Genomic DNA, 23596 nt, shown 5'->3' on the forward strand with positions numbered 1-23596 from the left:
GCGGTGGGATCGTGAGCAGGGATTCCTCGCGACCACGGCTACCGAGCCCGGGCCGCCTCGGGCTGCTAGACGACCGAGCCGCGGACTGGCTCGACTACCTGGGGTGGACCGACGACGACGCGGTCCCGGTGCTGTGGTCGCTGTCCCGGGCTCCGGACCCCGACCTCGCTCTGGGAGCCCTGGTGCGGCTCCACGAATCACTCGCCGCCGGTTCCCACGATGAGAGCGGCTCCGCCGGCGCCGGCGTCGCGGCGCTGGACGACGCCCTGCGGTCCGACTCGCGGCTGCGCGCGCGACTGCTGGGGCTGCTCGGGTCGTCGAGCGCTCTGGGGGACCACCTCGTCGCGGAGCCCACCCGGTGGACGCTGCTGCGGGCGGACCTCCCCGCGTTCGAGGACATCCTGGCCGACATGCTCGGTGCGGTCGAGGCGGTCCCGGAGCAAGCTGTGGCAGACGCCCCCGAGCCGTCCCAGCAGGAGGATCTGCGCAGCGTCGGCACCTACCGCGCCGGGGTCACCGGCGGCGCCGCGGTCAGCGTGCTGCGCTCCACCTACCGCGACCACGTGGCCCTGCTCGCCGCCCACGACGTGGCCGTGGCCGTCGAGGACGACGAACCCGCACTTCCCTTCATCGAGGTGGGTCGGCGGCTGTCCGACCTCGCCGACGCCGCACTGACCGCCGCCCTCGCGGTCGCGGTGGCCACCGTCTACCCGGATTCGCCGATGCCGGCCAGGCTGGGCGTGGTCGCCATGGGCAAGGGCGGCGCGCGGGAACTCAACTACATCTCGGACGTCGACGTGATCTTCGTGGCCGAGCCCGCCGACGCCAGGACCGGGCGGGTGGCGGGGGAGATGATGCGCATCGGGTCCATGGCCTTCTTCGAGGTCGACGCGGCGCTGCGCCCGGAGGGCAAGTCCGGCGAGTTGGTGCGCACACTCGACTCACACACGGCCTACTACAAGCGTTGGGCCAAGACGTGGGAGTTCCAGGCACAGCTCAAGGCGCGCCCCATGACCGGCGACATGGCACTGGCCGTGGAGTACCACGACACCGTCCACCCGATGGTGTGGACCGCCGCCGAACGGGACGACTTCGTCCACGACGTGCAGGCGATGCGACGGCGGGTCGAGGAGAACGTGCCCGAGGCCCTGCGCGAGCGGGAACTCAAACTCGGGCGCGGTGGCCTGCGCGACGTCGAGTTCGCCGTGCAGCTGCTGCAGATGGTCCACGGCCGCACCGACGACGACCTGCGGGTCACCAGCACCGTCGAGGCGCTCGGGGCCCTGCGCGACGGCGGGTACATCGCGCGTGAGGACGGCGCGGAACTGCTGGCCGCCTACGAGTTCCTCCGCCTGCTCGAGCACCGTCTCCAGCTGCAGCGCTACAAGCGCACCCACCTGCTACCGGAGGACGACGACGAGGAGGCCTACCGCTGGCTGGCCCGCGCGGCGCACATCCGGCCGAACGGGCCGAACGACGCCGCCCAGGTGCTGCGGCAGAGTCTGCGGGAGCTGCGCCGCCGGGTGCGACGCCTGCACTCGAAGCTCTTCTACCGCCCGCTGCTGGACTCGATCGCCTCCTACGACGCCGAGGCGCTCTCCCTGAGCCCGGAGGCGATGGAGCGTCAGCTGGCCGCCCTCGGCTTCGCGGCTCCCCGCAACGCGTTGGGTCACCTGCGAGCGCTCGCGGGGCAGAACAGTCGCCGGGGCCGCATCCAGGCGCTGCTGCTGCCCACGTTCATGGAGTGGCTCGCCGATACGGCGGACCCCGACGCGGGGCTGCTGGCCTATCGGCGCCTGTGCGAGGAGCACGAGGAGGTCACCTGGTTCCTGCGCACACTGCGCGATGACAGCATCGTCGCCCGCCGTCTGGTGCGGGTCCTGGGGACCTCGGCCTTCGTGGCCGGTCTGCTCACGCGCAATCCCGAGGTGATCCCCGATCTCACCGACGGCGCGCAGGGGCCGGTGCTGGTGGACTCCAAGGTCTCCGACATCGCCTCCGCGCTCACCGCCTCCGCCGCCCGGCACCCGACTCCCGAGCGGGTCATCGCGGCGGCGCGGTCGCTGCGCCGCGCCGAGCTGGCGCGGATCGGTGCCGCGGACGTCCTGCAGATGATCTCGGTCCCCGACGTGGGCAGGCGACTGTCGGCCGTGTGGCGTGCGGTGCTCGAGGCGTCGCTGGCCGCGGTGGTCCGCGACATGATGCCCGAGGGCGGTGCGGCGCCGGCCCGCATCGCCTACATCGGGATGGGGCGGCTCGGCGGGGACGAGCTGTCCTACAGTTCGGACGCGGACGTGATGATCGTCTGCGACCCGGCCGAGGGCGTCCCGGAGGACGAGGCGGTCCGGTGGGCCACGCAGGTGGCCGAGCGGGTGGGCAGGTTGCTGTCCTCGCCGTCGTCGGATCCCCCGCTGGACCTGGACGCCGACCTGCGCCCCGAGGGGCGGAACGGCCCCCTCGTGCGCACTCTGGCCTCCTACCGCGCCTACTACGCCAAGTGGGCCGAGACCTGGGAGCTGCAGGCGCTGCTCCGCGCCGCGTTCGCCGCCGGCGACCGCGACCTCGGGCTGGACTTCCTCCACATGATCGACGAGTTCCGCTACCCGGAACAGGGTGTGCCGCCGAAGATCGTCCAGGAGATCCGCCGCATGAAGGCGAGGATCGACTCGGAGCGACTGCCCCGCGGCGCGGACCCGGCCACCCACACCAAGCTCGGGCGCGGTGGCCTGGCGGATGTGGAATGGTGCGCCCAACTGTTGACGATGCAGCACGCCGCCCGGGTACCCGGCCTCCACACGACGTCCACGCTCGAGGCGCTCGACGCCGCGGCCTCCGCCGAACTGTTGTCCGAGTCCGAGCGCGATGCCCTGGTCGACTCGTGGTTGATGGCCGGGCACGCCCGCAACGCTCTGGTGCTGGCACGCGGCAAAGCGGTCGACCAGCTCCCGGGGCAGGGTGCGATCCTTGCGGCGGTGGCGATGATCTGCACGGGTTCGGCCGACGGTGCGGGGTTCCTCAACGAGTACCTCCGCGTGACCCGTCTCGGGCGCAAGGCTGTCGACCACGTGTTCTGGGGCGAGGACTGACGGGGGACGCCGGCCCGGCGCGGGGGTGGGCCAGGGTCGGAACCAGGGTCGTCCCTGATGCGCGGCCCACCCGCGCGCCGATAACCTGGGCGCATGGCTGTGACGATGAACCTCACCCTCACCCTCGACGGCGTGACCTACGGCGAGCTCTACGAGTTCGTCGACGCCGTGCGCGCCGCCGGGGTCCCCGCCGACGAGCGTGTCCGCTGCCTCGGGTCCGACGACAAGGGCGACCGCTTCGAGGTGGAGCTCGGCCCGGACCGCCGGCGCCCCGGTGCGGCCCGCGCCGCCTCGGGGGCGCTGGTGGGCCAGCCGGTGGACGGGCCCACCGCGACCGCATCCTCACCGACCGTCGCGTCGGTCGCGGAGACGGTGCGCTCGATGGTGCGTAACGGTGACGACCTGGACCGCGTGATCGCCGCGCTGGGGGACCTGCGCAAGTTTCTGCGTTGACCCGTCGGCGCCCGGTCGCCCGGGCCATCGCCGTCCTCGCCGTGCTCGTCGCCGGCGCCGGGGTGACGCTGCACCACTCACGCTCGGAGCTCCCGGCGGTGCCGGTCCTCGCTTCGTTCGCGGTCGCCGCGTGGGCGTTCTCCCTGGTCGCCTTGATCGCGGCCGTCCGCGCACGGTCGGTGCTTCTCGGGATCATCGCCGTCGCGCTCGTCGGCGCCGGGGTGGTCCAGTACGGGCCCCTCGTGGCCCCGCCACGCCAGATCGACGACGACGAGGGCCTGCCGGTTCGGGTGATGGTGCAGAACCTCGAGTTCGGCCGAGCCGCCCCGCACGACGTGGTCCGGGCGGTCCGCACCGGCGGGGTCGACCTGCTCATGACCGTGGAGACGACGCCGGAGGCGGCGGACGCGCTGCGCACCGCGGGGCTGACGGGGCTGCTGCCGCACGAGGCGGCCGCGACCGCTCCCACGACCCAGGGGGTGGCGGTGTGGTCGCGGTTCCCCCTCTCGCCGCCGGAGAGGGTCGAGGGCTTCAGCCTCGGACTGCTGCGCACCGAGATGGCGGGTCCGGGCGGACCGGTGACGGTGGTGGCCGCACACCCCGTGGCTCCGGTGTTCGACGCACCCGCCGCCGTGGACGAGGCCGATCGACTGCGCTGGTACCTCGGCAGCCTGCCCGGGCCCGGGCCGGTCGTGGTGGGCGGGGACTTCAACGCCACCTGGGATCACGTGCGGTTCCGGGACCTGCGGGGTCTCGGTTACACGGACTCCGTCTCGGGCGGGAGCGACGGGTGGGTGCCCACCTGGCCGGCGGGTCGGCGGATCCCCCCGCTCATCGGTATCGACCACGTGCTGGCCCGCGGTGCGGTCGCCGTGGGGGAGACGGACACCGTCGAGGTGGCCAGGACGGATCACCTCGGAGTGCTCGCGACGGTGCTTCTCCCCGCGCCCGGGTCCGGGTGACCTAACATGCGCACCATGAGTTCACGTACGCGCCTGACCGCCTCCGGCGTCGCCACCGCTGTGGTGGCGGCAGTCCTCGCGGGGTGCGGCGGGGCGACGGTGGACGGTGAGGCCCTGGAGGTGTCCTCAGAACCCACTGCGTCGGTGGCCACCTCGTCGCCGTTCGCCCAGGAGCGCCCGGAGAAGCCCACCGGCCCGGTTCCGCCTCCTTCGCCCCAGTCGCCGGCTCCCGAGCCGATGCCGGGGGAGCCCGAACCGCTGCCGCCGCCCGAGGAGGCACCGGCGGACGCACCCGGCCCGGGGGCTGCCGAGCCCCCGCCGCCGGCTCCCGGGGGTGGGGACTTCGTCGCACTGCTCGAGCGGCGGGGCGTCACCCTGCCCGAGGGCGTGGATCCCGTCGTGACGGCCACCGAGGCCTGCGGCCGGTTCGACGGCGGGCAGCAGATGGACGAGGTCTCCGGATGGCTGGGGGAGCGGGCCGGCCTCGACCCCGACGGCCAGGGCTTCTTCCTCGGCGCCGCGGTCGGGACCTACTGTCCCCAGAACTTCCCCAAGCTCGGCTGAGACACGCGTGCGCCCCGCCGTGTCACGCTCGCCGGGTCACATCCGGCCGTAGCGGGCCCGCCCGATCGAGTAGAGACCGTACAGGGCGATTCCCGCGCCGGTCAGCACCAAAAGGACCTGCCCGAACGGTTGCTCGCCGACCGTGCGCAGCGCGGAGTCCAGCCCGCCGGCCTTCTCCGGGTCCGTGGTGACGACGGCGGCGACCACCAGACCGCCCAGGATGGCCAGCGCGATGCCCTTGGCGACGTAACCCACCCGGCCCGCGATGATCATGGCCCGGCCGACCTGACCACCGCCGGTGCGTTCGAGGTCCTCGACGAACGCCGCCGTGGCCCCCTTGTAGACGTGGTACCCGCCCACCCCGAGGATCACCAGGCCCGCGATGACCAACGCCACCTTCCCCGGCCCGGAGGCGAGCAGGCCGGACGTGGCGTCGGAGGCGGTCTGGGAATCCGACCCGCCGCCGCCGGAGGCGAACCGCGCGGTGGTGAGCCCCAGCGCCACGTAGACGGCCGCCTTGGCCCCGGCCTTCACCCGGTCGGAGGCATCCTCGGACCCGAGTAGCAGTTCGGTGATCTGCCACAGGCCCAGCGCGACGAAGCCCACCGCGCCACCCCACAGCATGACCTGCCCGCCGGGGGCGCTCGCGATCTGCGCCAGGGCACCCGAGTTGGAGGCCTCACCGCCTCCCGACCCGAGCGCGATGCGAACGGCGATCCACCCGATGAGCAGGTGGAGCACCCCGTTCATGACGAATCCGGCGCGGGCCAGCCATTCGAGTGCGGGGTGGTCCGCGGCGGAGCGTGCGGCGCCGGAGACGGACCGGGAGCGGAGCGGGGAATTCATGGGTGAACTCTCCCATGCCGCTGCACATTCACCACCCGAACCCGGTCACCACTCGATCTCCCCGAGGATCTCGTTCCGCCGACGCAGCTCCTCCACCCGGAGTTCGGCCGCCCGGTGCTCCTCCATCCGCTGGCGGGCCTGCTCGGCGAGGGCGTCGGCCTCGACCTCCGCGAGGAGGAGCTGGAGCCGGTCCTTCTGCTCGCGGAGGGTCTCGACCGAGGTGTCCATGGCGATGAGCTTCCGGGAACCGGCGGTGGCGTGGAGGAAGGGATTGCGCTCGAGGATCAGACGCGCCTCCTCCGGGTCCAGGACCCGCGACAGTTTGAGCAGGACGGGGTAGCCCTGTCCCTGCCTGTCGGGGTCGTGTTCCGGATCGAGTGCCGCGGCGACCACCTTGAGCGGCCGGGCCCGGGGCGAGGAACTGCGGAAGTCGAATCCGTCGGTCTCCATGATCCCGGCTCCTTCCCGGCGTGGCGCCCGGCCGTGGTCGCCGGGTTGCCACCACCGTAAACGCCCCGGCCGGGGCGGCCGGCGGAATCAGGGGTTTTCCCGACGGGGTGGGGAACGGCATCCGGAGGGAGCGCCGACGGGCGGGTGTGCGTCCTCGGCGTCCTGTCCGTGTAACCGACCGGCGTCGATACACTCGAGCCGTGACTACTGGTAATGAAGGCGCCACCGACCTCGACTACTTGCTCCGCCGGATGGCGGAGGGCATTGAGCAAGCCCCCGTGAACTTCCCGATCACCCTCGTGATCAACGGGAACGCCTGGGAGGGCAACCTGATCACCGAGGGCGAGTTCATGCGGATCCAGGCGGCCACCCTCGACGCACTGTCGGGTGACGAGAAGTCCGAGGAAGTGGCCGGCGCCCAGGCGAGTATGTTCCGCCAGATCGGCATCATGAAGTACGAGAACGCCCTGGACGACGAGGAACGGGTGTCCTCGTTCATCCACCTCACCGACGCGTGGCAGCGGGGCGTTCCCGGCGTCATGCCGGTCATGCGCGTGCGCATCTCCTCCGTCGACGCGTGGTCCTTCGGTCACTCGACCGGCTGACCCCGGCCCGCCCGTCCAACCGGGACGCGGAAGGCGCCACCCGTCCGGCCATCGTCATCACGATGACCGGACGGGCGGCGCCCGGAACTACTGCGACGTGGCCGCGGCCCTGACCTGATCCGCCATCAGGTCAGGGCCGCGGATTCGTCAGCAGTCGTAGTAGAGCTCGAACTCGTGCGGGTGCGGGCGGAGGTTCACCGGGGCGATCTCCTTCTCGCGCTTGTACGAGATCCAGTTCTCGATGAGGTCCTCGGTGAACACGCCACCCTCGGTGAGGTACTCGTGGTCCTGCTCGAGGCGGTCGATCACCGCGGGCAGCGAGGTGGGCGCCTGCGGGATGTCGGCGGCCTCCTCCGGCGGGAGCTCGTAGAGGTCCTTGTCGACCGGGGCCATCGGCTCGATCTTGTTCTTCACACCGTCGATGCCGGCCATCATCATCGCGGCGAACGCGAAGTACGGGTTGCCGGAGGAGTCGGGGCAGCGGAACTCGATGCGCTTGGCCTTGGGGTTGTTGCCGGTGATCGGGATCCGGACACACGCCGAGCGGTTGCGCTGCGAGTACACCAGGTTGATCGGGGCCTCGTAGCCCGGGACGAGCCGGTGGTACGAGTTGATCGTCGGGTTGGTAAACGCCAGCAGCGACGGCGCGTGGTGCAGGATGCCGCCGATGTAGTACCGGGCGATGTCGGACAGGCCCGCGTAGCCGGACTCGTCGTGGAACAACGGCTTGCCGTCCTTCCACAGCGACTGGTGGGCGTGCATACCCGAACCGTTGTCGCCGAAGAGGGGCTTGGGCATGAACGTGGCGGACTTGCCGTTCTTCCACGCGGTGTTCTTGACGATGTACTTGAACAGCTGGACGTCGTCGGCGGCGTGCAGCAGGGTGTTGAACTTGTAGTTGATCTCCTGCTGGGCGCCGGCGACCTCGTGGTGCAGACGCTCGAGCTCGAAGCCGGCGTTGGTGAGATTGGTGGACATCTCGTCGCGCAGGTCGACGAAGTGGTCGTACGGGGCGACCGGGAAGTAGCCACCCTTGGCGCGGACCTTGTAGCCGAGGTTGGGGGAGCCGTCGGCCTCGGTCTCGGCGCCGCTGTTCCAGTGGCCGGCGGTCGAGTCGACCTCGTAGAAGCCGTGGTTGGTGCCCGAGCCGTAGCGGACCGAATCGAAGATGAAGAACTCGGCCTCGGCGCCGAAGAAGCAGGTGTCGGCGATGCCGGTGGAGACCAGGTACTCCTCGGCCTTGCGGGCGACGTTGCGCGGGTCGCGGCTGTAGGCCTCACGGGTGAAGGGATCGTGGACGAAGCAGCTGATGTTGAGCGTCTTGGCCTTGCGGAACGGGTCGAGGCGGGCCGTGGCGACATCCGGCAGGAGCATCATGTCGGACTCGTGGATCGACTGGAAACCCCGGATGGAGGAGCCGTCGAAGGCCAGACCGTCTTCGATCAGGTCCTCGTCGAACGCCGCTGCGGCGATCGTGAAGTGCTGCTCGTTGCCCGGCAGGTCGGTGAACCGGATGTCGACGTACTCGACGCCCTCGTCCTTGATGAACTTGATGACCTCGTCCGGAGTGGAGAATGCCACGATTCGCTCCTCGTCTCTCTGTGCGACGGGCGACCGGTGTCTCCCGTCGTGCGGTGACCTCACGATATGGGCGAGGTGTTGCCCGGCCGTCAACCGAATGTTTCGCTGGTGTAACACCATCGACCGGGTGGGGTCCCTCCCAATGGGGTCAGTTTAGTCATCCGCGGCGGGGTATCGCCGACATGGGGATCGGCAGGTCGCCCGGCTACCCTGGTCAGCATGCGTGACGTTGCGGGATCATGGCTGTCCGGACCCACCGCCGGCAGTGGGCCGGAGCAGAAGTTCAAGGGAGAGAACCTCGGGCTCCCCCGCCACGGGGAGGGGTCGATCGCCCCGCTGGGCCTCCGGATCGGCGCCCTCGTGGTGGATTGGTCCCTGGCGTACGGCCTGGTCGCGATCATCGTGATGCTGGCCGGCCCGGGCGTCCTCGGAGGTGACTCGTTCTCCACTGTCTCGAGCTGGGCCGTGCCGCTGATCTGGGGCGTGAGCGGCGTGGTCTGCGTGTGGCTGTTCGCACAGACCCCGGGGCAGGCAGTGGTGGGCATCGGCACGGCGCGGATCGATGCCGACGAGCGCGTGGGCTTCGTCCGCGCGCTCGTGCGGGTGGTGTTCATCTTCTTCCTGCTACCCCCGCTCATCCAGGACGAGGACGGCCGTGGCATGCACGACCGCGCCACCGGCACCACGCTCATCCGCACCCGCTGACGAGCCGGCGGGCCGGGTCAGCCGCGGCGGCGGGCGCTGCGCTGGATGTTGCGGACCTTCGCACCCTGGGGCATCGGGCCCTTGGGCATCTGATTCTGCACGCCGGTCTTGGTGCTCAGCGCGCGGAGCCGCGTATCGAGCGCGTCGACCTTGGCCCGACTGATGTTCATCGGGTAGCGGGTGAGGCGGCGATTGAGCTTGCGCAGCGGCACCTGTTCCGGGGTGGCGTCCTGCTCATCGCCCACGATCAGTTCGTAGATCGGAGTGTCGCCCACGACCCGGGCGACCTTCTTCTTCTCCTGCGCCATGAGCGGCTTGAGGCGGCGCGGTTCACCCTCGCCCACGATCACGATGCCGCACCGTCCGACCACCCGGTGAACGGCGTCGAAGCTCGTCGTGGCGGCGACGGCCTGGTTGACCCGCCATCCGGACCGCAGTTGGTCCAGGGACCACGCCGCGGCACCGGGCTGACCCTCGGCTTTGCCGTACACCGTGTTCTGCACACGTCGCGAGAAGATCACCATCGCGAGCATGAGACCGGTGAGCACGCCCAGTGGGAGCATCCACCACTCGCCGCCCCACAGTGTGCCGAGAAGGAAGAACACGACCACCGACACCACCAGGGCGCCGATCATCAGCGGCCACAGGAGCTTGTCCTGCTTGGACTGGATCTTCAGCGCCTGCCACATCTGGCCGCGCTGTTCCTTGCCCGCCTGCCGCCGGACGGCGCGGGCCGCCTTCTTATCCGCCTTGGTGAGCTCGCTCTTCGCCATGCCCACCAGGATACGTGGCGCCCGCCGCGGTTCGGGAACCGCGGCGGGCGCGAGGGGTGACCCGCCGGGCCGACGGCGAGCGGGTCAGACGCGGGCGCGTTCGCGATCCAGGACGCTCGACGCCTCCTGGGACGCCGATCCCCCGGTCATCAGCTGCTGCAGGTGCTCCGGCACGGCCTGTCCGCGGTGCTCCATGGCCTGGACGTAGAGGCGACCGGCGCGGTACGAGGAGCGGACGAGAGGGCCGGCCATGACGCCGGCGAAGCCGATCTCGCGGGCCTGGTCGGACAGCTCGACGAACTCCTCGGGCTTGACCCAGCGGTCGATCGGGTGGTGCAGCGGGCTCGGCCGCAGGTACTGCGTGATGGTGAGGATGTCGCAGCCGGCGGAGTGCAGGTCGCGCATCGCGTCGACGATCTCCTCGGTCGTCTCGCCCATCCCCAGGATGAGGTTGGACTTGGTGACCAGGCCGAAGTCGCGGGCGGCGCGGATCACGTCGAGGGACCGGTCGAACCGGAACGCCGGGCGGATCCGCTTGAAGATCCGGGGAACGGTCTCGAGGTTGTGCGCCAGCACCTCGGGGCGCGATTCGAACACCTCGGCCAGCTGCTCCGGGTTCCCGTTGAAGTCGGGGATGAGGTTCTCGACACCCGTGTTGGGATTGAGTTCGTGGATCTTGCGGACCGTCTCCGCGTAGAGCCACGCCCCGCCGTCGTCGAGGTCGTCGCGGGCGACACCCGTGATCGTGGAGTAGCGCAATCCCATCTCGCGCACGGACTCGGCGACACGGCGCGGCTCGTCACGGTCGAGGGCACTCGGTTTGCCGGTGTCGATCTGGCAGAAGTCACAGCGACGGGTGCACTGCTCGCCGCCGATGAGGAACGTCGCCTCCCTGTCCTCCCAACACTCGTAGATGTTGGGGCAGCCGGCCTCCTCGCACACCGTGTGCAGGCCACCGGTCTTGACCAGGGTCTTGAGTTCCTTGTACTCGGGACCCATGGTGGCCCGGGTGCGGATCCACGACGGCTTCCGCTCGATCGGCGTCTCGGCGTTGCGGGCCTCGATACGGAGGAGCTTGCGGCCTTCAGGGGTGACAGTCACGGCCGCAAGCCTACGCGCGAATCACGCCACGGGCAGTCGGCCGTCGAGCGCCTCCACCATGTCGGAGGTGACCTGGTCGAGAACCTCCGACACCGGCACGGTCCGCCCGAGTTCGGCGGTGAGTGACGTGACCCCGGCGTCGACGATGCCGCAGGGGACGATCCGCGAGAACGCGGTCAGATCGCAGTCGCAGTTGAGGGAGAACCCGTGCATCGTCACGCCCCGCTGGACCCGGATCCCGATGGCGGCGATCTTGCGCTCGGGCCTGCCGTCCGAGGCCGCACACCACACCCCGGAACGCCCGTCGACGCGCCCGGCCTCCACACCGAGCCGCGCGCAGGTGGTGATGAGGGCCTGCTCCACGCGTCGGACGTACTCGACCACGTCGATGGGGTCGGTCAGTTCGATGATCGGGTACCCCACCAGCTGGCCGGGCCCGTGCCACGTGATGCGCCCGCCGCGGTCGACGTCGACGACCGGGGTCCCGTCGGTGGGGCGGTCGGACGGCTCCGTGCGCTTGCCGGCGGTGTACGTCGCGGGGTGCTCCAGGAGCAGGATCGTGTCACCACGCTTCCCGTCGGCGCGTTCCTCCGCCAGGGAGCGTTGGAGCTCCCAGGTGGGGCTGTACTCGACTGTGCCGAGCCGACGGATCTCCGGGGGCGCCGGGTCGCGGCGGAGGGACTGACCGGTGTGGGACATGTCTCCAGGGTAGGCCGAAGGGTGTGACGACGACGACGGGCGCCCTCCGTTGGGGAGGGCGCCCGTCGCGGGGTTCAGCCGAATCTACAGATCGAGGTCACTGTCGAACTCGGCCTTCTCCAACCGGTCCTTCACCGTGGTGAGGAAGCGGCCGGCGTCGGCACCGTCGATCAGGCGGTGATCGTAGGTCAGGGGCATGAAGCCCATGGACCGGATGGCGATCGACTCGCCGTCGGCGTCCGCGTCCACGACGGGCCGCCGCACGATCGCGCCGGTGCCCAGCATCGCCGCCTGCGGCGGGACGAGGATCGGGGTGTCGAACAGGGCCCCCTCGCTGCCGATGTTGGTGATGGTGAACGTGCCGCCCTGGAGGTCGTCCGGGGTGAGCTTCGACGCCCGCGCCCGCTCGGCCAGGTCGATGATCGCCTTGGCCAGCCCCGGGATGTCCAGGTCCTGGGCGTTCTGGATGACCGGGGAGAGCAGCCCCGCCTCGGTGTCCACGGCGATCCCGAGGTTCACCGAACCGTGGTAGGTGATCTCGTTGGTGTCCTCGTTGTAGGAGGCGTTGACGTTCGGGTGCGACACGAGGGCCTCGACGACCGCCTTGGCGTAGAACGGCAGGTACGAGAGCTTGGCGCCGTGCTTGTCGGCGAACTGCTCCTTGACCTGCGAACGCAGCTGCGCCACCCGGGTCATGTCCACCTCGAAGACCTGCGTGAGCTGCGCGGTCTGCTGCAGCGACTCGCGGGTCTTCTTCGCCGTGATCTTGCGGATCCGGTTGGCCTTCTTGGTGGTGCCCCGCAGCTCGGCGAGCTCGGGGCGCACGCCGGCCGTGGACGGGCCGCCGGTGGTCGCCTTCTCGGCCGCCGGGGCCGCGGACCCGGAGTCGGAACCCGAACCCTCGGCCGCCGCGAGGACGTCCTGCTTGCGGATGCGGCCGCCGATGCCGGTGCCCTTGACCGAGTCGAGGTCGACCCCGTGCTCCTGCGCGAGCTTGCGCACGAGCGGGGTGACGTACGGCGAGGTCCCGGACTTCGCGGCCGCCGCGGGCTCGGCACGCTTCGGCAGGTCACCGGACGACGAGTCGCCGGAGGACTTCTCCGACTTCTTCTCGGCCTTCTCCTCGGACTTGGCCTCCGCCTCGGCGGCTGCCTTCTTCTCCGTCTCCGGGGTGTCCTCGGGGACCTCGTCCTCGTCGGAGGCGTCCACGCCCTCGTCCTTGGCGTCGGTCGCGTTCTGATCCTCGGCCGACTGGTCGTCGGCGTCGTCGTCGGCGTCCTGATCGTCGGAGTCGTCGTCGTTTCCGGCGTCGCCGTCGCCGATGACGGCGAGGACGGCTCCGACCTCGACGGTCTCGTCCTCCTCGGCCACGATCTTCTGGAGGGTGCCGGCGACGGGGGAGGGGATCTCGGTGTCGACCTTGTCGGTGGAGACCTCGAGCAGGGGCTCGTCCATCTCGACGGTGTCGCCGACGGACTTGAGCCAGTTGGTGATGGTGCCCTCGGTGACGGACTCGCCGAGTTCGGGCATGACCACGTCGGTGCCCTTGCCGCCGCCCTTGTTACCGCCGCTCTTGCTGCTGCTGCCGGACTTCTCGGCGGGCTCGTCGGCGGGCTCGTCGGCCTCGGCCTCTGCCCGGTCGTCAGACGCGTCCGCCGACTGGTCGTCGGCGTCGTCGGCGGCGTCCTGATCGTCGGAGTCGTCGTCGTTTCCGGCGTCGCCGTCGCCGATGACGGCGAGGACTGCTCCGACCTCGACGGTCTCGTCCTCCTCGGCCACGATCTTCTGGAGGGTGCCGGCGACGGGGGAGGGGATCTCGGTGTCGACCTTGTCGGTGGAGACCTCGAGCAGGGGCTCGTCCATCTCGACGGTGTCGCCGACGGACTTGAGCCAGTTGGTGATGGTGCCCTCGGTGACGGACTCGCCGAGTTCGGGCATGACCACGTCGGTGCCCTTGCCGCCGCCCTTGTTACCGCCGCTCTTGCTGCTGCTGCCGGACTTCTCGGCGGGCTCGTCGGAGTCGTCGGCGGAGTCGTCGGCCTGATCGTCGGAGTCGTCGGCATCCCCGGAGTCGGCGTCATCGGATCCGCCGGAGCCGTCGTCGATGACCGCGAGCTCCCCGCCGATCTCGACGGTCTCGTCCTCCTCGGCGACGATCTTCTTCAGCGTGCCGGCCGCGGGCGACGGGATCTCGGTGTCGACCTTGTCGGTGGAGACCTCGAGCAACGGCTCGTCGACCTCGACCGTGTCCCCCTCCTTCTTGAGCCAGCGGGTAACCGTGCCCTCGCTGACGGATTCACCGAGAGCCGGCATCTGTACGGAGAAGGCCATGGTGTCGTGACTCCTCAAGAGTTCTCAGGCGCTGTCAGCAGGCGCGGTCCGCGCCCGCGTGAGCGGCGTCGTGGGTGTGAGTTATCTGTTCGTCGTGTCGGTCCGGAGCCGGGTGCGCGGTGGCGCCCCTACCCAGGATCGTCGTCCATTGTGCCCTCTGCCACCTGTCGGTGTCGGCGGACGTGCCGATCCGGACCCGGCCGGGTGCCCGATCCGCCGGTTGCCCGCAGCGTGACGGGCGTCGGACGTCGGTACGATCGTTTTCCACAGGCGGCCCTCACCCCGTACGGGGGCCCGACGGGAGGGAGCCGGCGGTGGGTATCCGTGACCTGTTCGGACGTCGTGGGCCGCGGATCCCGGCGGATCCGGCCGATCTCGATCACCTGCGCCGGTGGTGCCGTACCCGCGTTGGCGTCGAGGCCTATCTCGAGCCGGAGACCCTCGTCTCGGTCCCCGGACTGTGCCTCGTGGCCTTCGACGGCGAATGGACCCGCAGGCCCGTCGGCGACGTGGCCACCGCGCGCAGGCTCGCGGCGCAGCTCAAGCTTCCCCTGTTCGACGCCGCCGTCCAGGGCTACCCCCGGCGGATGCGCGACTACGAGGAGGTCCGCATCAAGCGCGAGCGGCGCGAACGCGCCAGTCGGCTCCGCGAGCAGATGCGCGAAGCCGACGGGCGCTAGGGCGAGCCCGCGGCGGCGGTGACGGTCAGCCTGCGGCGGCGATGTCCTCCAGGACGGCGAGCATGGTCCGCACGGGCACCCCGGTTCCGCCCTTGGGCAGGTAACCCTCCGGGCCACCGTCGTTGTAGGCGGGCCCGGCCACGTCGATGTGCGCCCACTCGACGCCCTCGGCCACGAACTCGGAGAGGAACAACCCGGCCGACAGCATGCCGCCCCAGCGGTGCGGGGTGACGTTGGTGAGGTCGGCGACCTCGGAGTCCAGCCCGGCACGGAGCTCCTCGGGCAGCGGCATCGGCCAACCGCCCTCGCCGACCCCGCGGCTGAGCTCGGCCACCCGGTCCCGGAAGTCCTCGGTGCCCATGACGCCGGGCGTCTTCTTGCCCAGCGCGACCATCTGCGCGCCGGTGAGGGTGGCGGTGTCGATGAGGTGCGACGGCGAATCCTCGCAGGCACGCACGATCGCGTCGGCGAGGATGAGACGCCCCTCGGCGTCGGTGTTCTGCACCTCGACGGTCGTCCCCCCGTACATGGTCAGCACGTCACCGGGCCGGTACGCGGTGGAGGACGGCATGTTCTCCGCCATGGGCACGGTGGCGACCACGGTCAGGTCCAGTCCCAGACGGGCGGCCAGGATCACGGTCGCGACCACGGCCGCGGCCCCGCCCATGTCCATCGTCATCTGCTCCATGCCCGCGGCCGGCTTGATCGAGATGCCGCCGGTGTCGAAGGTGACGCCCTTGCCGACCAACGCGACCGTCGGCCGACCCGCGGCGCCACGATGGGTCAGACGCACCAGACGCGGACCGCGCGAGGAACCGCCACCCACGGCGAGGATGCCGCCGAAGCCACCCTCGGCCAGCGCGGCCTCGTCGAGCACCTCGACCTCGAGACCGGCCTCGCCGGCGAGCTCGGCGGCCCGATCGGCGAACGATCCGGGGAACAGCAGGTTGGGTGGGGTGTTGACCAGATCGCGCGCGAGACCGACACACTCCGCGATGGTGGCGGCACGGGCCACGGCGTCGGCGCCGCCCTCGGCGACGAACACCTTCAGCGAATCGCTGTTCTCGTCGTCGTCGTCGTTCTTCGAGGTGACCTTGGCCGGGCGGAACGATCCGAGCCCCGCTCCCAGGGCCACCGGCTCCGCGCGCTCGGCGTCCAGCAACACCAGGGCGGTCCCGAGTCCGCGGCACGCACGCGCGGCGGCACCGGCCGCGCGGCGCAGGGACTCGTCGGACACCTCGTCGTCGGAGGACCCGAGCCCCACGAGCACCACGGACCCGGCCGGCACGCCGTCCGGTGCGGGGACACGGGTGGTGGCGGCGACCTTGGTGGACGCGCCCACCGACCGCGCGACCGTGGCCAGCGCCGCGGTGACCTCGGCGTCCAACCCCGGGGCGACGACGACGGGCGCGGCATCCGCCCCGGCATCCGCGGAATCCGCGGCGATCCCGACCACCACCACGTCCGCGTCCACCGGCGACGTCACCGCCTCGATCGGGGCGAGATCAGGGCTGTGGGTGAGGATCGACTGCGCGGTCGGCATGAAGCGCTCCTGGGGGTCGGTGGGTCCGGCGGGAAGTGAGTGCGATGCCCGGGCGACGCGGCGGGACCGCCACGGCGAGGGCACCATAGTCTATCGACTAACGTGGGCAGGCAGCCGGACCGTAGAGCGCGAGGAGTGGTCAGATGACAGACACAGGGGACCTTCACGAGGGACCGCTGCACTCCCGTCACGTCGAGGCCGGTGCGACCTTCGCCCCCTTCGGCGGCTGGTCGATGCCGGTGCAGTACACCGGCACCGTCGCCGAGCACACCGCCACCCGCACGGCCGTCGGACTGTTCGACGTCAGCCACCTCGGCAAGGCGCTCGTGACCGGCCCCGGCGCCGCAGAGTTCGTCAACACGTGCTTCACCAACGACCTCGACCGGATCTCCGCCGGCAGCGCCCAGTACACGTTGTGCTGCGACGAGTCCGGGGGAGTGGTCGACGACCTCATCGCCTACCGGGTCTCCGACTCCGAGATCTTCCTCATCCCCAACGCCTCGAACAACGCCGAGGTCGTGCGCCGGCTGCAGGCCGCGGCGGCCGAGCGGGCGCCCGAGGTCAGCGTCACCGACGAGCACCGTTCCCGTGCCGTGATCGCGGTCCAGGGGCCCCGCGCCGGAGAGGTCCTCGAAGCTCTCGGCCTGCCGACCGACCTCGACTACATGGCGTACGTCGACGCCGACTGGAACGGCCGGTCCGTGCGGATCTGCCGCACCGGGTACACCGGCGAGTACGGCTTCGAGGTCCTGCCCGCCTGGGACGAGGCCGGCGCCGTCTGGGACGCGCTCGCCGAGCAGGTGCTCTCGCGGGAGGGCGCGCTGTGCGGCCTCGGTGCCCGCGACTCCCTGCGCACCGAGGCCGGGTACCCGCTGCACGGCAACGAACTGTCGGTCGACCTCAGCCCGCTCGAGGCGCGCTGTGCCTGGGCCATCGGCTGGGACAAGCCCGCCTTCTGGGGCCGCGAGGAACTGCTGCGTCAAAAGGCGGCCGGCCCCGCCCGCCGGATGTACGCCCTCGAGGTCACCGGGCGCGGGATCCTGCGCGCCGGCCAGACCGTGCGGGCCGGTGGACGCGACGTGGGCGTCACCAGCTCCGGCACGTTCTCGCCGACCCTCAAGACGGGCATCGCGCTCGCGTTCATCGAGCTCGACGCGGGCCTGAAGAAGGGCGACGAGGTCGTCGTCGACGTACGGGGCCGAGAGGTACCGTGCCGCCTCGCGGTACCCCCGCTCGTCGAGATCCGCACCCGCTGACCAGCCCCCCCTTCCCCAAGGAACGAGACCCGCAATGTCCGAGTTCGACGTCCGCCCGTCCGCCTCGCCGAGGTCGGCCGCGGAGCGTGAGGCCATCCTCGCCGCCCCCGGCTTCGGCAAGTACTTCACCGACCACATGGTCACCCTCCCGTACTCGAACGGGCAGTGGGGCACCCCGGTCGTCGAGGCGTACGCACCCCTGTCCATCGACCCGTCCGCCGTGGTCCTGCACTACGCCCAGACGATCTTCGAAGGGCTCAAGGCCTACCGGCAGTCCGATGACTCCATCGCGTCCTTCCGGCCCGAGCAGAACGCCGCCCGCTTCAACCGCTCTGCGCAGCGCCTCGCCATGCCGCAGCTGCCCGAGGAGCTGTTCATGGAGTCACTGCGCCAGATCGTGGCGATCGACCGTGACTGGGTGCCCGCCGCCGGGGGTGAGGAGTCCCTCTACCTGCGGCCCTTCATGATCGCCACCGAGACCGGGCTCGGCGTGCGCCCGGCCGACGAGTACCTCTACTCGGTGATCGCCTCCCCGGCCGGCGCGTACTTCTCCCGCGGCGTGGCCCCCGTGAGCGTCTGGCTGAGCACCGAGTACGTGCGCGCCAGCCCCGGCGGCACCGGCGCGGCCAAGTTCGGCGGCAACTACGCCGCCTCGTTGGCAGCCCAGGAGCAGGCCGCCGCCAAGGGTTGCGACCAGGTGGTCTGGCTCGACGCGATCGAACGGAAGTACGTCGAGGAGATGGGCGGGATGAACCTGTTCTTCGTGCTCGGCTCCGGTGACTCCGCCGAGATCGTGACCCCCGAGTTGTCCGGTTCGCTGCTGCCGGGCGTGACCCGCGACAGCCTCCTGCAGTTGGCGCGCCACCTCGGCTACCGCGTCACCGAACGCAAGGTCTCCGTGGAGGAGTGGGAGTCGGGCGTGGCCTCCGGCGAGATCTCCGAGGTGTTCGCGTGCGGCACCGCCGCCGTCATCACCCCCGTCGGATCCGTGCAGCACGCCGCCGGCGGATACACGGTGGGCGACGGGGGATCGGGGGAGATCACCATGCGGTTGCGCGAGACGCTCACCGGCATCCAGCGCGGCTCCGTGGAGGACCCGTTCGGCTGGATGACGCGTCTGGCCTGAGCGGGCGCGTCAGAGGAGGAGCACCGCCGTCACGAGCGCGGCGGCGCTGCCCGTCTCGATCACCGCTCCCAGGACGTCCCCGCTGATCCCACCGAGCCGGCGGACGGCGTGACGACCGAACCCCGCCGCCGCGGCACAGGCGGCGATCCCCGCGGCGGCGCCCACCACCGGCGCCCACCACGTGGCGGCGGACCACCCGGACCCCGCCAGCGCGGCGCCGGCGGCCGCACACACCAGTGCGGTCCCCGCCACGGCGACGCGGGACTGCGAGCCGGCGACGAGCGCGCCGAAACCGGTCGGCGACGCCGCGGGGACGCCCCGACGCAGGAGGACGGCAGGTAGGCAGCGCGAGAGGACGAGGGCGGCGACCGGGGCGAGCCAGGCACCCGAGTCGACCAGGGTGCCCAGCGCCGCGACCTCGGCGAGCAGAACCAACACCAGGACGGCGGCCCCCATCGGCCCGACGGACCCGGACCGCATGATCTCCAGCGCGCGATCCGGGCCGGCGTACGACCCCAGCCCGTCCGCCGTGTCCGCCAACGCGTCCACGTGCATGCCGCGGGTCAGCGCCAGCACGCCTGCCACGCCGACCACCCCGGACAGCAGCGCGCCCGCTCCCGACGCGTGTGCGCCGTGGGCGAGGGCGGTCGCCACGACGCCGCACACCAGTCCCACGACGGGCATCGCGGTCATCGCCCTCCCGGCCGCCGCGGCATCGGGTACCCCGGGCCGGCCGACCGGCAGCACCGTCATCCACGACAGGGCGAGCCGGGCCGCGTCGAGCACGGGTCGTCAGTCCTTGCCGGCGACCCCGGCGTCGGCGAAGGTCGCCATCTGCGTGAGGATCGCAACGGCGTTGTGGACGACGGGCAGGGCGGCGACGGCCCCGCTTCCCTCACCCAGACGCATCGAGTGTTCGAGGATCGGGTCGAGGGACAGGTACGTCAGCGCGGCGGTGTGGGCGGGCTCCGCGCTGCGATGGCCGGCCGCCCACCACTGGCGGGAACCGGGTGCCATCGCCTCGGCCATGAGCGCGGCGGAGGTGACCACCGATCCGTCGAGCAGGCACGGGGTCTTCCGGATCGCCGCCTGGGCCAGGAATCCGGCCATCGCGGCGAGGTCTGCACCACCGACCTTGCGCAGCATGGCCACGGGATCCCGCAGATCGCCGGACGCCCGGAACATCGCGTCCCGGATCGCCGCCGTCTTGCGCATCCAGCCCTCGTCGTCGATGCCGGTTCCGCGCCCGACCAACTCGACCGGTTCCCGACCGGTGACGAGGCAGGTCAGCACGGTCGCCGGGGTGGTGTTGCCGATGCCGAGGTCGCCCGCGATGAGCAGGTCCGCCCCGGAGTCGACCTCCTCGTCGGCGATACGGCGTCCGGCGGCGATCGCGGCCCGCACCTCGTCGGCGGTCAGGGCGTCCTCCCGGTCGATCGAACCACTGGAGCGGCGGACCTTGTGGTCGTCGAGCCCGCCGGGTCGCTCGGCCGACATCGCCATGTCGGCCACCCGGACCGAGGCGCCGGCCGTGCGCGCGAGGACGGACACCGCTGCTCCACCGCCGACGATGTTGTCGGCCATCTGCAGCGTGACCTCCTGCGGGAACGCGGACACGCCGTGCCCGGCGACCCCGTGATCACCGGCGAACACCACCACCCTGGCGCGGTCGAGCGGGCGCGGCGGACACGTCTCCTGGCAGGAGGAGATCCAGACACCGAGCTCCTCGAGTCGGCCCAGGGATGTCGCGGGCTTGGTCAGCGTGAGGTGCCGGGCACGCGCCTCGTCGGCGACGGTGTGGGACGGGGGGTGGACCGGCGGGAACGCCACGGGGTCGTCGTAGTGCGCGACGTCGCCCAGGCCGGGGAAGTCGTGGGGGACGTCCTCGTGGTGGGAACCGGCCTGTCCGGGATCCGCGGGCGGGGCGGCTGCGGCCTCGGGCGTGTCGACGGCACCGGCCCCACCGACGGCGCCGACGGACCCGGTGCTCGGCGCCGGCGCCGGGCGGGCCGCGTCGAGGGGGAGGGCGCGACCGGCGACGACGAGCACCGCCGAGTCGCACACCCCGGCCAGCCGCCGGTTGAGCGACCCGATCACATCGGCGAACACCCGGCCGGAGAGCGAATCCGGGACCACTCCCAGGCCGACCTCGGGGGAGACCAGGACCACGGAGCCGGAGTGTTCCGTCACCGCGGTGACGAGCTCGTCCAGGTCGTCGGCCACCGCGGCGCCGCCGTCGGCCCACCCGAGAGTGGCGTCCATCCGGCGCGTCAACCACCCTCCGAGGTCATCCACGAGGACCGTCGCGTCAGGGTTCGCCGCGAGGACACGGGCGATCTCGTCGGTCTCCACCGTGGCCCACCGGGTGGGCCGGCGATCGCGATGCGCGTCGATCCGGGCGGTCATCTCGTCGTCGTCGGGATCGCGCCGGGCCGTGGCGACGTAGACGACGTCGTCGTCGATGTCGGCCGCCACGGACTCGGCGTGGGCGGATTTTCCCGAGCGGGTACCACCGAGGACGAGCAGGCGCATGGGGGTCGGGCCCTTCCGGGGGTCAGCGGTGGGAACGGGTCAGATGGCGTCGCCCGGGCGGACCCGGGGGCGGGGGGTGCGGAGCATCCGGGGCTGGGTCGCGCGCATGACGGCGTACCACCCCATTCCGAAACCGGTGTCGTCGGTGGACGGGAACCGCTCGCGGACGGCCCGGTTCACGGTCCGTCCGAGGAAGACGCCGTCGACGATGACGACGACGATGAGGACCAGGAACAGGGTCTGGCTGTACGCCATGAGAGCCGGGTTCGGGATGAGCTGGAACACGATCACGAACAGGGCGAGCGGCATGAACCAGTTGATGAGACGACGGTGGGTGTCCACCCAGTCGCGTGCGAAGCGACGGACCTCGCCCCGGTCGCGGGAGAGCACGTAGCGGTCGTCGCCCTCCATCATGAGCTGGCGGCGCTCCTCGCGGGCGGCACGCTCCTCCGCCTTGGCGGCCCGGCGCTCGTCCTTGGACATCGTGGCCCTGGCCGCCTTCTTGCGCTCCCTGGCCTCCTTGCGGGTGACCGGCGCCGTCACCGGTCCCTGGCGCATCCCGCGGGCCCGCTCCTGGTCGCGACGACGGGGAGTCGGCTTGCCCTTGCCCGCGGGGCGGCGCGGGTCCGCGGTGGGCACGGACGCCGACGCCGAGGCAGGCTCGGGCCGCGCCTCGGGGGCGGGGGAGCCTTTGGCGGTCTCGTCGTCTCTGGAGCCGAATGCACGCAACTTCACACACCCAGGCTAGGCGATCGACACCGACGCCGGACATTCACCCATCGGCCGCGGCAGGCGTATCGTGTGCGGGGGAACGGGTGCCGGGGAATAGAGGACTCCCCGGTGGGCGTTGGATCTGTCATAACGCCCCCGAAGCCCTCTTTCCGATCGCAAGGAGAACCGACATGACCACTGCGGAGAACACCGCTACCGGCGTACTGCTCACCGAAGCAGCCGCCGCCAAGGCCAAGGCCCTGCTCGACCAGGAGGGGCGCGACGACCTCTCGCTGCGCATCGCCGTCCAGCCCGGAGGCTGCGCGGGCCTGCGCTACCAGCTCTTCTTCGACGATCGTTCGCTCGACGGCGACGTGGTGGACGACTTCGGCGGCATCAAGCTCGCCGTCGACCGCATGAGCGTCCCGTACCTGACCGGTGCGTCCATCGACTTCGTCGACAGCATCGAGAAGCAGGGCTTCACGATCGACAACCCGCAGGCCACCGGTTCCTGCGCGTGCGGCGACTCGTTCAACTGACGCCGCGGTCGCACGGAGTACCCGACGACCCGGGCCGATCACCCATCGGCCCGGGTCGTCTACTGTCTGGGTCATGCCCGTAGTGATCACAGGTTCCATCGCCACCGACCACCTCATGACCTTCTCGGGTCGCTTCTCCGAGCAGCTGCTGCCGGACCAGCTCGCGCACGTGTCGCTGAGCTTCCTGGTGGATTCTCTGCAGATCCGGCGCGGCGGGGTGGGCGGCAACATCGCCTTCGCCCTCGGCGTCCTGGGCCGTCAGCCCCATCTGGTGGGGGCGGCGGGCGAGGACTTCGCCGAGTACCGCGACTGGCTCGAGCGCCACGGCGTCGACTGCTCGGCGGTCCACATCAGCTCCGCGCTGCACACCGCGCGGTTCGTGTGCACGACCGATTCGGAGATGGCGCAGCTGGCGTCCTTCTACCCCGGTGCGATGGGGGAGGCGTCCACCATCTCCCTGGCCCGTCTGGTCGAGCGGATCGGTACGCCGGAGATCGTGCTGATCGGGGCCAACGACCCCACGGCAATGCACTCGCACACGATGGAGTGCCGCGAGCTCGGTCTCGACTTCGCCGCCGATCCCTCCCAGCAGCTGGCCTTCCTCGACGGTGACGCGGCCGGCGCACTGGTCGAGGGTGCACGCTATCTGTTCACCAACGAGTACGAGTACGAGCTGCTGCTGAACAAGACCGGCTGGACGGCCGAGGAGCTCGACGCGAAGGTCGGCACGCGCGTGACCACCCGCGGTGGGAAGGGCGTGGTGATCGTCGAGCAGGGTGCGGAGCCGATCGAGGTCGGGATCGTGCCGTCGGAGAACCTCCTCGATCCCACCGGAGTCGGCGACGCGTTCCGGGCGGGCTTCCTCTCCGGGGTGCTCGACGGGTTGTCGCTGGAACGGTCCGCCCAGTTCGGCGCCCTCGTCGCGACCCACGTCCTGGAGACCACGGGAACACAGGAGTGGACCATCGACCCGGCGGCCGCCCGCCGCCGGCTCGTCGACGCGTACGGGGACGAGGCCGCCGAGGAGCTGTCGGCGCTGCTGCCCGCCTGACC

22 protein-coding genes are annotated in these 23596 nt (G+C 71.3%); 11 read left to right on the forward strand and 11 right to left on the reverse strand.

The features are described 5' to 3' along the window. Window positions 1-8: 8 nt before the first annotated feature. From AC3DE3_RS13255 to AC3DE3_RS13270, 4 genes are all read left to right on the forward strand, one after another. On the forward strand, window positions 9-3086 hold the full coding sequence (locus AC3DE3_RS13255; protein WP_488370427.1) for a bifunctional [glutamine synthetase] adenylyltransferase/[glutamine synthetase]-adenylyl-L-tyrosine phosphorylase: 3078 nt from the start codon (window positions 9-11) through the stop codon (window positions 3084-3086). A 93-nt stretch (window positions 3087-3179) separates the two neighbouring features. After that, window positions 3180-3539 carry a hypothetical protein gene (locus AC3DE3_RS13260; protein WP_260487266.1) on the forward strand — a complete coding sequence of 120 codons (360 nt, stop codon included), beginning with the start codon at window positions 3180-3182 and terminating at the stop codon, window positions 3537-3539. Next, complete coding sequence (locus AC3DE3_RS13265) at window positions 3536-4501, forward strand: endonuclease/exonuclease/phosphatase family protein (protein ID WP_260487265.1); 966 nt, start codon at window positions 3536-3538, stop codon at window positions 4499-4501. The genes AC3DE3_RS13260 and AC3DE3_RS13265 overlap by 4 nt, the downstream gene beginning before the upstream one ends. Window positions 4502-4516: 15 nt before the next feature. Further along, a complete protein-coding gene (locus AC3DE3_RS13270) occupies window positions 4517-5065 on the forward strand; it encodes a DUF732 domain-containing protein (protein ID WP_488370297.1) in 549 nt (182 codons plus the stop codon). A 36-nt stretch (window positions 5066-5101) separates the two neighbouring features. Here AC3DE3_RS13270 and AC3DE3_RS13275 read toward each other — a convergent pair whose 3' ends face one another. Next, window positions 5102-5911: a DUF1206 domain-containing protein gene (locus AC3DE3_RS13275; protein WP_260487263.1), complete on the reverse strand. Its 810-nt coding sequence runs from the start codon at window positions 5909-5911 to the stop codon at window positions 5102-5104. A gap of 45 nt (window positions 5912-5956) precedes the next feature. Then, window positions 5957-6361 carry a hypothetical protein gene (locus AC3DE3_RS13280; RefSeq protein ID WP_260487262.1) on the reverse strand — a complete coding sequence of 135 codons (405 nt, stop codon included), beginning with the start codon at window positions 6359-6361 and terminating at the stop codon, window positions 5957-5959. 200 nt (window positions 6362-6561) lie between these two features. On the opposite strand from AC3DE3_RS13280, the gene AC3DE3_RS13285 reads away from it, so the two are divergent. Continuing rightward, entirely contained in the window at window positions 6562-6966 is a 405-nt protein-coding gene (locus AC3DE3_RS13285) for a hypothetical protein (RefSeq protein ID WP_488370298.1), read from the forward strand. Between the two features lie 147 nt (window positions 6967-7113). On the opposite strand, the gene glnA is transcribed toward AC3DE3_RS13285, so the two are convergent. After that, window positions 7114-8547: a type I glutamate--ammonia ligase gene (gene glnA, locus AC3DE3_RS13290; RefSeq protein WP_260487258.1), complete on the reverse strand. Its 1434-nt coding sequence runs from the start codon at window positions 8545-8547 to the stop codon at window positions 7114-7116. Between the two features lie 219 nt (window positions 8548-8766). On the opposite strand from glnA, the gene AC3DE3_RS13295 reads away from it, so the two are divergent. After that, window positions 8767-9252 (forward strand): RDD family protein, encoded by a 486-nt coding sequence (locus AC3DE3_RS13295; protein WP_488370299.1) that lies wholly within the window; start codon window positions 8767-8769, stop codon window positions 9250-9252. Window positions 9253-9269: 17 nt separating this feature from the next. On the opposite strand, the gene AC3DE3_RS13300 is transcribed toward AC3DE3_RS13295, so the two are convergent. The 4 genes from AC3DE3_RS13300 to sucB all read right to left on the reverse strand — a co-directional run bounded on the left by AC3DE3_RS13300 (window position 9270) and on the right by sucB (window position 14156). After that, window positions 9270-10025: a DUF4191 domain-containing protein gene (locus AC3DE3_RS13300; RefSeq protein WP_260487255.1), complete on the reverse strand. Its 756-nt coding sequence runs from the start codon at window positions 10023-10025 to the stop codon at window positions 9270-9272. A gap of 84 nt (window positions 10026-10109) precedes the next feature. Then, window positions 10110-11126, reverse strand: coding sequence for a lipoyl synthase (lipA, locus tag AC3DE3_RS13305; protein WP_260487254.1), 1017 nt, complete (start codon window positions 11124-11126; stop codon window positions 10110-10112). A gap of 21 nt (window positions 11127-11147) precedes the next feature. After that, entirely contained in the window at window positions 11148-11825 is a 678-nt protein-coding gene (gene lipB, locus AC3DE3_RS13310; RefSeq protein WP_488370300.1) for a lipoyl(octanoyl) transferase LipB, read from the reverse strand. Window positions 11826-11909: 84 nt separating this feature from the next. Continuing rightward, window positions 11910-14156: a 2-oxoglutarate dehydrogenase, E2 component, dihydrolipoamide succinyltransferase gene (gene sucB / locus AC3DE3_RS13315; protein ID WP_488370301.1), complete on the reverse strand. Its 2247-nt coding sequence runs from the start codon at window positions 14154-14156 to the stop codon at window positions 11910-11912. Between the two features lie 314 nt (window positions 14157-14470). Here sucB and AC3DE3_RS13320 point away from each other — a divergent pair, with 314 nt between their 5' ends. Further along, window positions 14471-14836 (forward strand): oxidoreductase, encoded by a 366-nt coding sequence (locus AC3DE3_RS13320; protein WP_488370302.1) that lies wholly within the window; start codon window positions 14471-14473, stop codon window positions 14834-14836. A 25-nt stretch (window positions 14837-14861) separates the two neighbouring features. On the opposite strand, the gene AC3DE3_RS13325 is transcribed toward AC3DE3_RS13320, so the two are convergent. After that, entirely contained in the window at window positions 14862-16379 is a 1518-nt protein-coding gene (locus tag AC3DE3_RS13325) for a leucyl aminopeptidase (RefSeq protein ID WP_488370303.1), read from the reverse strand. A gap of 143 nt (window positions 16380-16522) precedes the next feature. Between AC3DE3_RS13325 and gcvT the strand changes: the two genes are divergently transcribed. Together gcvT and AC3DE3_RS13335 are read left to right on the forward strand one after the other, a co-directional pair. Then, entirely contained in the window at window positions 16523-17635 is a 1113-nt protein-coding gene (gene gcvT / locus AC3DE3_RS13330; protein ID WP_488370304.1) for a glycine cleavage system aminomethyltransferase GcvT, read from the forward strand. Between the two features lie 34 nt (window positions 17636-17669). Then, window positions 17670-18761, forward strand: a complete 1092-nt coding sequence (locus tag AC3DE3_RS13335) for a branched-chain amino acid aminotransferase (RefSeq protein WP_488370305.1) — start codon at window positions 17670-17672, stop codon at window positions 18759-18761. A gap of 9 nt (window positions 18762-18770) precedes the next feature. Here AC3DE3_RS13335 and AC3DE3_RS13340 read toward each other — a convergent pair whose 3' ends face one another. Genes AC3DE3_RS13340 through AC3DE3_RS13350 form a run of 3 tightly spaced genes read right to left on the reverse strand, consistent with a single transcriptional unit; the run spans window position 18771 to window position 22028 of the window. Continuing rightward, window positions 18771-19547, reverse strand: coding sequence for an adenosylcobinamide-GDP ribazoletransferase (locus tag AC3DE3_RS13340; RefSeq protein WP_260487247.1), 777 nt, complete (start codon window positions 19545-19547; stop codon window positions 18771-18773). Between the two features lie 6 nt (window positions 19548-19553). Beyond that, complete coding sequence (gene cobT, locus AC3DE3_RS13345; protein WP_488370306.1) at window positions 19554-21293, reverse strand: nicotinate-nucleotide--dimethylbenzimidazole phosphoribosyltransferase; 1740 nt, start codon at window positions 21291-21293, stop codon at window positions 19554-19556. Window positions 21294-21332: 39 nt separating this feature from the next. Further along, a complete protein-coding gene (locus tag AC3DE3_RS13350; RefSeq protein WP_488370307.1) occupies window positions 21333-22028 on the reverse strand; it encodes a DUF3043 domain-containing protein in 696 nt (231 codons plus the stop codon). 167 nt (window positions 22029-22195) lie between these two features. On the opposite strand from AC3DE3_RS13350, the gene AC3DE3_RS13355 reads away from it, so the two are divergent. Further along, entirely contained in the window at window positions 22196-22543 is a 348-nt protein-coding gene (locus AC3DE3_RS13355) for a HesB/IscA family protein (protein WP_067714160.1), read from the forward strand. A gap of 73 nt (window positions 22544-22616) precedes the next feature. Then, the gene (locus AC3DE3_RS13360; RefSeq protein WP_260487244.1) at window positions 22617-23594 is read left to right on the forward strand and encodes a carbohydrate kinase family protein; all 978 of its coding nucleotides are present in this window, start codon (window positions 22617-22619) and stop codon (window positions 23592-23594) included. The last annotated feature ends 2 nt before the right edge of the window (window positions 23595-23596 follow it).

Source organism: Dietzia sp. IBK-p2-16D (assembly GCF_057773085.1).